This is a genomic window from Pseudomonas sp. NBRC 100443, from assembly GCF_030268185.1.
GTDB lineage: Bacteria > Pseudomonadota > Gammaproteobacteria > Pseudomonadales > Pseudomonadaceae > Pseudomonas > Pseudomonas citronellolis.
On record NZ_BSQE01000047.1, the window covers coordinates 1 to 9,836 of the forward strand.

Here is a 9,836-nt window from a genome sequence, read left to right on the forward strand (position 1 = left end):
CCTGGGTCAGGTTTTTTGACGGGGACGGAGCCTCCAAAAAGCAGACGACCACTGTCCAGCGGGGTCAGTGTAGTGGGCGTGTTTCTAACCCAATGGGTCGCGGAGCACCGGGGAGGCGGTTTTTTAGGGCAACGGCGAAAACGGCGTATTGCCCGCGGTCTGCAGTTCGATCAGGTAGTTGCGGAAGATCTGCCCCAGCACCTTGCTGGCGATGTCCAGTTCGTCCTTGCTCATCTGCTCGGCGACCAGGTCGGCGCTGTCCATGGCGTCTTCGGCGCCGTTCACCGCGGCCATCTTCAGCACTATGTAGGCCTGGATGTTGTTGGCCTTGACCCCTTCGCCGCGGAAGAACATGGTCCCCAGGCGCCACTGGGCCTGGGCGTGGCCCTGCAGCGAGGCTTTTTCGTACCAGCGCAGCGCGGCCGGGAAGTCGCGCGGGGCGCGTTCGCCGGTGTAGTAGTACTCGCCCAGTTCGAACTGCGCCTGGGCGTCGCCGCCATTGGCGATCTGCTGGCAGCTGGCCAGGGCCTGCTGCAGTTGCTCGGGCACCGTGTTCAAGCTGCAACGGCCGGTCGCCGGAACCAGCAGCGAGTTGCCTCCCGCCTGCGCGAGCAGGGGCGAGATGAACAACAGGCTGCCCAGCAGCAGGGCGCGACCAGAACGGTACATGGGGAGAAACGGCCTCCGGCAACGGGGCGGGCGCAATGCCCGGCCGGCGAAAACGTGCCGGCCTGCACATTATGAAATAAGCCGATGCTTCCTTACAAAGTCTTTACGGTGTTTTTCGCGGTTTCCGTCCGAATGGCCAAGAAACCGGCGTAGGGCTCGCCGGGAAAGCGTAACGACGGAAAATTGGCCGCGGCGGACGCCGCGGCCGGAGGGGCTTACTTGAGGGCGGCGAAGGCGCGCTCGGCGGCGTCCAGGGTCAGCTTCAGCTCGGTGTCGCCGTGGGCGATGGAGGTGAAGCCGGCCTCGTAGGCGCTGGGCGCCAGGTACACGCCGCCGTCCAGCATCAGGTGGAAGAAGCGCTTGAAGCGCTCGGCGTCGCTGGCCATCACGTCGGCGAAGGTGACGATGTCGTCCGCGCCGCTGAAGTACAGGCCGAACATGGCGCCGGCCTGGGTAGTGACGAACGGGATGCCGGCGGCATCGGCGCGCTCCTGCAGGCCCTGCAGCATGCGGCTGGTGTAGTCGGTCAGCTCGTCGTGGAAGCCCGGGCGGCTGATCAGCTTCAGGGTGGTCAGGCCGGCGGCCATGGCCAGCGGGTTGCCCGACAGGGTGCCGGCCTGGTAGACCGGGCCCAGCGGGGAAATCTGCTGCATGATCTCGCGCTTGCCGCCGAAGGCGCCCACCGGCATGCCGCCGCCGATGATCTTGCCGAAGGTCGACAGGTCCGGGGTCACGCCGTACAGCGCCTGGGCGCTGCCGAGGTGGACGCGGAAGCCGGTCATCACCTCGTCGAAGATCAGCACCACGCCGTGCTTGTCGCAGGCCTTGCGCAGGCCCTGGAGGAAGCCCGGGGCGGGCGGCACGCAGTTCATGTTGCCGGCCACCGGCTCGACGATGATGCAGGCGACGTTCCGGCCGCACTCGTCCAGGGCCTTCTCCACCGCTTCCAGGTCGTTGAACGGCAGGGTCAGGGTGTGCTTGGCGAAGTCCGCCGGCACGCCCGGGGAGTTCGGCACGCCGAAGGTCAGGGCGCCGGAGCCGGCCTTCACCAGCAGGCTGTCGGAGTGGCCGTGGTAGCAGCCCTCGAACTTGATGATGTCGTCGCGGCCGGTGTAGCCGCGGGCCAGGCGGATGGCGCTCATGGTCGCCTCGGTGCCGGAGCTGACCATGCGCACCATGTCCATGGACGGCACCAGCGAGCAGACCAGGTCGGCCATTTCCACTTCCAGCGCAGTCGGCGCGCCGTAGGACAGGCCGTGCTCCAACTGGCGGCGCACCGCGTCGAGCACTTCCGGGTGGGCGTGGCCGAGGATCATCGGGCCCCAGGAGCCGACGTAGTCGACGTAGCGCTTGTCGTCTTCGTCCACCACGTAGGCGCCTTCCGCGTGCTTGAAGAACAGCGGGGTACCGCCGACGCTCTTGAAGGCGCGCACCGGCGAGTTGACGCCGCCGGGGATGTGCTTCTGGGCGTTGGCGAAGAGGAGTTCGGAACGGGACATGGCGACCTCTCGTTGGGATCCGTGAAAGCGGCGCGCAGCGGCGCCGCGGGAAAGGGTTAGAACAGCGCGGCGAAGGCGCGGGCGCGGCGCTCCACTTCGGCCGGGGTGTCGGCGGCGAAGAGCGCGTTGATCACCGCCAGCAGGTCGGCGCCGCGGCCGATCAGCTCGGGGGCGTTGTCCAGGCTCACGCCGCCGATGGCCACCAGCGGCACGTTGGCGAAGCGCGCGCGGGCCTGCTCCAGCAGCTCGGGGCTGGCTTCGGAGGCGCCGGGCTTGGTCAGCGACTGGAAGAAGCGGCCGAAGGCCACGTAGTCGGCGCCCTCGGCGACGGCCTGGTCGGCCAGTTGCAGGCTGCCGTGGCAGGTGGCGCCGATGATCGCCTGGCGGCCCAGCAGGGCGCGGGCGGCGGCCAGGGAGCCGTCGGTCTGGCCCAGGTGCACGCTCACGCCCAGGCGCGCGGCCAGCTCGGCGTCGTCGTTGATGATCAGGGTGGCGCCGTGGCGCTCGCAGAGTTCGCGCAGGGCCTCGGCCTCGCGCAGGCGGCGCGACTCGTCGGCGGACTTGTCGCGGTACTGCAGCAGGCGCGCGCCACCGCGCAGCGCGGCCTCGACGTAGGGCAGCAGGCGGCCGTCGGCGAGCAGCTTGCTATCGGTGATGGCGTAGAGTCCGCGGAGTTTCATGAAGGCCTCGGCAGGTGAATCAGGAGCAGAAGTCCAGCGGCAGCCGGCGCGGGACATACTGGCCGTGGCCAGGGGCCTCGGCGTCGCGCAGGGTGCGCCAGGTGTAGTCAAGGGCGCTGCGCACGGCGCTGGGCAGGGCCTCGCCCAGGGCCAGGCGGCCGGACAGGGCGCTGGCCAGGGTGCAGCCGGAGCCGTGGTAGCTGCCCGGCAGGCGCTGGCAGGTGAAGGTGTGCCGGCTGCCGTCGCGGCCGTACAGGCGGTTGTGCACCTCGGACTCGTCGCCGTGGCCGCCGGTGATCAGCAGGTTGCGGATATACGGCAGCAGCTTCTCGGCGCATTCCTCGGCGCTGCCTTCGGGCAGCTCGGCGAGGATGCGCGCCTCCGGCAGGTTCGGCGTGGCGATGGCGGCCACCGGGAACAGCCGCTCGCGGATCGCGTAGCCGACTTCGTCCTTGCCCAGGGCGCCGCCGCCGCCGGCGCGCAGCACCGGGTCGCAGACCAGCGGCACGCCGGGCAGCGACTGCATGATCTCGAGCACGGTGTCGACCATCTCCACCGAGCCGAGCATGCCCAGCTTGACCGCGGCCACCGGCAGGTCGGCGATCACGGCGTTGGCCTGGGCCAGCACCCACTCGCGGTCGAGCACGCGGAAGTCGGAAACGTTGACGGTGTCCTGAACGGTCAGCGCGGTGACGGCGGGCGCCGCATGGCAGCCTTGGGCGATCAGGGCTTCGATGTCGGCCTGCAGGCCGGCGCCGCCACTGGGGTCGTGGCCGGACAGGCAGAGCACTACGGGACGGGAGGTTGGCGTTTTCATGGCGCGGGAGCTTACCACTAAACCTGGCAGGCGTCGTTTGCCCCGACCCCCGGCCCGGCGCTGCTTGATCGTCATGCCGGCGTGCTAAAGTTGGCCGATTCGAAAATCACGCCCACAGGGCGCGCCGATCGCGGGGGATGGGGCCCCTGGGCGCCGTCCGGAGGGGCACTGCGGGGTAGCATGCAGCGCTGGCTGATCCTCTTCCTTCTCCTTCTTTCGCCGCTGGCCGGCGCGGTCAGCTTCGACGAGCACACCAGCCGCCTGCCGCTGGGCCACTCGATCGACGTCTTCGAGGACGTGCGCGGCACCGCCGACATCGCCGACATCACCTCCGCGGCCCTGGCCGACAGCTTCCGCCGCCACGACCGCGACGTGCTCAACGCCGGCTACTCGCGCTCGGTGTTCTGGATCCGCCTGGACCTGGACTACCGCCCGCAGGAGTCCCAGGACCCGGCGCCCTGGCTGCTGGAACTGGCCTACCCGCCGCTGGACCGCCTGGACCTCTACCTGCCCGGCGCCGACGGCAAGTACCAACTGGCCCAGCGCACCGGCGATACCCTGCCGTTCGCCAGCCGGCCGATCAGCCTGACCAACTACCTGTTCGACCTCAAGCTGGCGCCGGGCAAGCCGCTGCGGGTGTACCTGCGCCTGGAGAGCCAGGGCTCGATCCAGGCGCCGCTGACGCTCTGGTCGCCCAAGGCCTACATGGAGAACCTGCCGGGCAACGTCTACGTGCTCGGCATCATCTACGGCGTGCTGCTGGTGATGCTGGTGTACAACCTGTTCATCTTCGTCAGCGTGCGCGACACCAGCTACCTCTATTACATCCTCTACATCGCCTCCTTCGGCCTCTACCAGGTCTCGGTCAACGGCGCCGGCATCGAGTACTTCTGGCCCGACAGCCCCTGGTGGGCCAACGCCGCCACGCCCTTCCTGATCGGCTCCGCCAGCCTGTTCGGCTGCCAGTTCGCGCGCAGCTTCCTGCACACCCGCGAGCACAGCCCGTGGGTCGACCGCACCCTGCTGGCGCTGATGGCCGTGGGCGCGCTGGTGATGCTGCTGGCGTTCTCGGCCAGCTATGCGCTGTCGCTGCGCCTGGCCACCTACCTGGCGCTGGCGTTCGTGGTGGTGATCTTCAGCGCCGGCATCCTCGCCTGGCTGCGCGGTATGCGCGTGGCGCGCTACTTCATCTTCGCCTGGACCGCCTTCCTCCTCGGCGGGACCATCAACACTCTGATGGTGCTGGGCTTGCTGCCCAACGTGTTCTTCACCATGTACTCCGGGCAGATCGGCTCGGCGCTGGAGGTGGGCCTGCTGTCCCTGGCCCTGGCCGACCGCATCAACGCCATGAAGGAAGAGCGCACGCGCATCCTCCAGGAATCCAGTCGCAAGCTGGAGCAGCTCAACCTCGAACTGGCCAACAGCAACCGCCTGAAGGACGAGTTCCTGGCCACCGTCACCCACGAGCTGCGCACGCCCATGAGCGGGGTGATCGGCTCGCTGGAGCTGATGCAGACGGTGCCCATGGACGTGGAGCTGGCGCAGTACCAGAAGACCGCCACCGGCTCGGCGCGCGACATGATGCGCATGGTCAACGACATCCTCGCGCTGATCGAACTGCAGGCCGGCAAGCTCTACCCGCGGCGCGAGCCCTTCAGCCTGCGCGGCCTGTTCGACAGCCTGCGCGCCCAGTACGCGCCGCGCGCCGAGGCCAAGGGCCTGCGCTTCGACCTGCAGCTGGACGAGAACCTGCCCGACACCCTGGAAGGCGACGCCGGCAAGCTGGCCCAGACCCTCGGCTACCTGCTGGACAACGCCATCAAGTTCACCCACCAGGGCGGCGTGAGCCTGCGCGTGGACGGCCAGCGGCAGAGCGACGGCGTCGCCCTGCGGGTGACGGTGCAGGACTCCGGCATCGGCTTCGAGACGCCGGCCGACGATGCGCTGTACCAGCGCTTCCACCAGCTCGACGGCTCGCTGACCCGCGAGTACGGCGGCCTGGGCATCGGCCTGGCGCTGTGCCGCCAGCTCACCGAGCTGCTCGGCGGGCAACTGCAGCACCATTCCAGCCCCGGGCGCGGCAGCCGTTTCGTCCTCGAACTGAACCTCGGCCAGCCGGCGCAGAGCTTCAGCGTGCCGCCGCGCCGCGCCGGCGGTCAGGCCCTGCGCCGCCCGGACCAGTGCACGGTGCTGGTGGTGGAGGACAACGCCATCAACCAACTGGTGATCCGCGGCATGCTGCTCAAGCTGGGCTACCGGGTGCGCACCGCCGACAACGGCTCGGAAGCCATCGACCTGCTGCGCCGCGAGAGCGTCGATGCCGTGCTGCTGGACTGCCAGATGCCGATCATGGACGGCTTCGCCACCTGCCGGGCGATCCGCGCGCTGCCCCAGGGCGGCGAGCTGCCGGTGCTGGCCATTACCGCCCACAGCCACAGCGGCGACCGCGAACGCTGCCTGGCGGCGGGGATGAGCGACTACCTGGCCAAGCCGGTGAAGTTCGAGGAGCTGCAGACCCTGCTGCACGACTGGCTGCTGTGCCAGCCGGCGCTGCCCAGCCACGCCTGATCCGCCACGCCTGTTGCTTCACGCGGCGCGCTCCGCTGGCCGGAACGCCCGCACCGCTGGCGCAATTCCCCCTATGGCCAAGTCCTGAACCGTGATTCACTGCTTGAAACAGTGAATCCGGATTCAGAGCATGGTCTACCGTCTCACCGAAGCCCGCCTGCAGAAAGATGTGGAGCTGCGCGAACGCATCCTCCAACTGGCCCTGGCGCGGGTCGCCGAGGGCGGCTTCGCGGCGCTGACCATGCAGGGCCTGGCCGAAGAGGCGGGCATCGCCACCGGCAGCCTGTACCGGCATTTCCGCGGCAAGGGCGAACTGGCTGCCGAAGTCTTCGCCCGCGCCAGCCAACGTGAGGTGGACGCCCTGGCCGTCGTCCTGCGCGGCCCAGGCGGGCCCGCCGGGCGCCTGGCCCGCGGCCTGCGCCAGTTCGCCCGGCGCGCCTGGGACAGCCGGCGCCTGGCCTTCGCGCTGATCGCCGAACCGGTCGACCCCGAGGTGGACGAGCAGCGCCTGCTCTACCGCGAGGCCTACGCCGAACTCTTCATCGAACTGCTGGAAGAGGGTGCGCGCAGCGGCCACTTCCATTGCGGCCCCGCGCCGCTGATCGCCGCCTGCCTGGTGGGGGCGATCGCCGAATCCCTGGTCGGCCCGCTATCGCCGCCGGCCCGAGCCGCCCGCGATGCCGGGCAACCCAGCCCTGGCCTGGAGCAAGTCAGCCAGGCCCTCGTCGATTTCTGCCTGCGCGCCGTCGGCGCGCCCCAGCCGGAGGAACAGCGATGAACCTGCACCAGTACGCCGAGACCCACGAAGTGACCAACCAGGTGCCGCCGCTGGACGGCGCCAACCTCTACCGCATCGACCTGCCGCTGCAGGAGTGGGTGCGTCGCTACGACGGCGGCTGGGCCGAGCAGCGCCTGGGAGCCTACGGCGCCCTGGCCGGCGGGCCGCTGATGGCCGCCGGCTTCCTCGCCAACGAGAACAAGCCGGTGTTCAAGAGCCACGACCGCTACGGCCACCGCATCGACCTGGTGGAGTTCCACCCGGCCTACCACGAGCTGATGCGCACGGCCATCGAGCACGGCATCCCGTCCATGCCCTGGACCGACCCGCGCGCCGGCGCCCACGTCGCCCGCGCCGGCCTGAGCTACCTGCACAGCCAGGCCGAGGCCGGCACCGGCTGCCCGCTGACCATGACCTTCGCCAGCGTGCCGGCGATCCGCCTGCAGCCGGACATCGCCGAGAAATGGCTGCCGAAGATCCTCGCCAGCGAATACGACCCGCGCAACCTGCCGATCGAGCAGAAGGCCGGCGCCACCATCGGCATGGCCATGACCGAGAAGCAGGGCGGCACCGACGTGCGCGCCAACACCACGCGCGCCTATCCGGTGGGCATCCCCGGCCCGGGCCAGGCCTACGAGCTGGTCGGGCACAAGTGGTTCTGCTCGGCGCCGATGTGCGACGCCTTCCTCACCCTGGCCTACACCGACAAGGGCCTGACCTGCTTCCTGCTGCCGCGCCACCGCCCGGACGGCACGCGCAACGAGTTCTACGTGCAGCGCCTGAAGAACAAGCTGGGCAACTGGTCCAACGCCTCCAGCGAGGTGGAGTACCGCGGCGCCCTGGCCTGGATGGTGGGCGAGGAGGGCCGCGGCGTGCCGACCATCATCGAGATGGTGGCCATGACCCGCTTCGACTGCATGGTCGGCTCCAGCGCCCTGATGCGCCAGGCGCTGACCCAGGCCGCGCACCACTGCGCCTACCGCCAGGTCGGCGGCCGGGTGCTGGCCGAACAGCCGCTGATGCAGAACGTGCTGGCCGACCTGGCCCTGGAAAGCGAGGCCGCGCTGGCCCTGACCATGCGCATGGGCCGCGCCCTGGACCACCTGCACGACGAGCAGGAAGACAAGTTCGCCCGCCTGGTCACCGCCGTGGGCAAGTACTGGATCTGCAAACGCGCCCCGGCGATGATCAACGAAGCCGCCGAATGCCTGGGCGGCGCCGGCTACGTCGAAGACACCATCCTCCCGCGCCTGTACCGCGAGGCCCCGGTGAACTCCACCTGGGAAGGCTCGGGCAACGTCCAGTGCCTGGACGTGCTGCGCGCCCTGTCCAAGGAGCCGGGCGTGCTCGACGCGCTGTTCCACGAACTCGGCGACGGCCACGGCGACGCCCGCCTGGCGTCCTTCATCGGCAACCTCAAGGCCTCCTTCGCCGACACCGCCGACATCCAGTTCCGCGCCCGCCAGCTCACCGAGGACGTGGCCGTGGCCCTGCAGGCCAAGCTGCTGCTGGAAGCCGGCAACGCCACCGTCTCCGACGCCTTCATCGGCAGCCGCCTGGGCGGCGGTGGCCGCGTCTACGGCACCCTGCCGCGCGGCACGGACGTCGAGGCGCTGGTGGCGCGGGCTACGCCGCATCTGGCCTGAGGAAAGGTCGGTAGAAAAGAGGGCCTTGAAAAAACGGCGGTGGATCAATAGGTTGCGGGAAATGTGTTCCCCACGGGTGTGGGGATGAACCGCGCAGGCTGCGGCCGCTGGCGGCGAACCAGTAGTGTTCCCCACGGGTGTGGGGATGAACCGAAGGGGCGGCCGGTGTTGCCACCTTCTCCCTGGTGTTCCCCACGGGAGTGGGGATGAACCGGAGGCGGACTACGCCGACGGGAACCAGTTGGAGTGTTCCCCACGGGTGTGGGGATGAGCCGGCTCATGGGTGATACGCCCTCTCGAAGCGGCAGGTGGAAATGGCCAAACGTGACAGATCCGGTGTTCCCCACGGGTGTGGGGATGAACCGGAACTCTCGGACTGGATCGCCAAGCAGCCGACGTGTTCCCCACGGGGGTGGGGATGAGCCGGAGTTTACCTACGCCACCGAGAAGCATGGCTTCGTGTTCCCCACGGGTGTGGGGATGAACCGCGATCAACCTCGACCTGGCGGGGGGGTGACATGTGTACCCCACGGGAGTGGGGATGAACCGACCACGTCACCGGATGGTTCAAAATCCATGCTGTGTTCCCCACGGGTGTGGAGATGAACCGGCACGTTACATTAAATCCGGCCTGGAGCTTATGTGTTCCCCGCAGGTGCGGGGATGAACCGCGCGTGCTCAGCAACCAGCTGGTGCGCCTGATGTGTTCCCCGCAGGTGCAGGGATGAACCGGCTGACGACCTGAGTGGCTGCTACGCCTGCATGTGTTCCCCATGGGGGCGGGGATGAACCGGGCGCAGTTCGTTCCCGATCATCCTGAGCGGCGTGTTCCCCGCGAATGCGCACTACTGTCCGGCACGCCTCATGCTATTAACAGCTGCCCCTGACGCAGGTTGATCTCGCGCATTCGCTCCTGCCGTCGTCGGTAACGTTCGGCCTCCAGGCCAGGACGCTGAAACAGCGTCGCCTGTACCTCCACCATCAGCATCCACAGGCTCTGCCGCGTTCCCGTCCTGCGTTGGTAAAGGTTCAGCAGCAAGTAGCTGATCAGTGCACAGAGAATCTGGATGCGCACGGCATTCTCGCTACGGCCCAGGAAACGCCTGACCTTCAGGTGTTGCTTGATCCATTTGAAAAACAGCTCGATCCGCCAGCGATCCCGATAGCGCTCGGCGATTT

Annotated in this window: 8 protein-coding genes and 1 CRISPR repeat array; of the genes, 3 read left to right on the plus strand and 5 right to left on the minus strand. The window is 68.8% G+C overall.

Annotation, left to right across the window (positions count from 1 at the left end; translation table 11 throughout):
* Positions 1-123 precede the first annotated feature (123 nt).
* The 4 genes from QSJ95_RS32325 to QSJ95_RS32340 form a co-directional block, all read right to left on the minus strand.
* Entirely contained in the window at positions 124-669 is a 546-nt protein-coding gene (locus tag QSJ95_RS32325) for a tetratricopeptide repeat protein (protein ID WP_281686048.1), read from the minus strand.
* 215 nt (positions 670-884) lie between these two features.
* Complete coding sequence (gene hemL / locus QSJ95_RS32330; RefSeq protein WP_058488471.1) at positions 885-2,168, minus strand: glutamate-1-semialdehyde 2,1-aminomutase; 1,284 nt, start codon at positions 2,166-2,168, stop codon at positions 885-887.
* A gap of 56 nt (positions 2,169-2,224) precedes the next feature.
* The gene (thiE, locus tag QSJ95_RS32335; protein WP_009617352.1) at positions 2,225-2,848 is read right to left on the minus strand and encodes a thiamine phosphate synthase; all 624 of its coding nucleotides are present in this window, start codon (positions 2,846-2,848) and stop codon (positions 2,225-2,227) included.
* A gap of 19 nt (positions 2,849-2,867) precedes the next feature.
* A complete protein-coding gene (locus QSJ95_RS32340; protein ID WP_285647828.1) occupies positions 2,868-3,665 on the minus strand; it encodes a hydroxymethylpyrimidine/phosphomethylpyrimidine kinase in 798 nt (265 codons plus the stop codon).
* Positions 3,666-3,845: 180 nt separating this feature from the next.
* Between QSJ95_RS32340 and QSJ95_RS32345 the strand changes: the two genes are divergently transcribed.
* The 3 genes from QSJ95_RS32345 to QSJ95_RS32355 all read left to right on the plus strand — a co-directional run bounded on the left by QSJ95_RS32345 (position 3,846) and on the right by QSJ95_RS32355 (position 8,657).
* On the plus strand, positions 3,846-6,233 hold the full coding sequence (locus QSJ95_RS32345) for a hybrid sensor histidine kinase/response regulator (protein ID WP_285647830.1): 2,388 nt from the start codon (positions 3,846-3,848) through the stop codon (positions 6,231-6,233).
* Between the two features lie 130 nt (positions 6,234-6,363).
* Positions 6,364-7,011 (plus strand): TetR/AcrR family transcriptional regulator, encoded by a 648-nt coding sequence (locus QSJ95_RS32350; protein WP_061560649.1) that lies wholly within the window; start codon positions 6,364-6,366, stop codon positions 7,009-7,011.
* Positions 7,008-8,657, plus strand: coding sequence for an acyl-CoA dehydrogenase family protein (locus tag QSJ95_RS32355; RefSeq protein ID WP_058071566.1), 1,650 nt, complete (start codon positions 7,008-7,010; stop codon positions 8,655-8,657). Before QSJ95_RS32350 ends, QSJ95_RS32355 begins: the two co-directional genes overlap by 4 nt.
* 63 nt (positions 8,658-8,720) lie before the next feature.
* A CRISPR array of direct repeats spans positions 8,721-9,267; the repeat unit is 29 nt; unit sequence GTGTTCCCCACGGGTGTGGGGATGAACCG.
* A gap of 252 nt (positions 9,268-9,519) precedes the next feature.
* Here the strand turns inward: QSJ95_RS32355 and QSJ95_RS32360 are convergent.
* The coding region (locus QSJ95_RS32360) for a transposase (protein WP_285647835.1) at positions 9,520-9,836 on the minus strand (317 nt) is incomplete at its 5' end.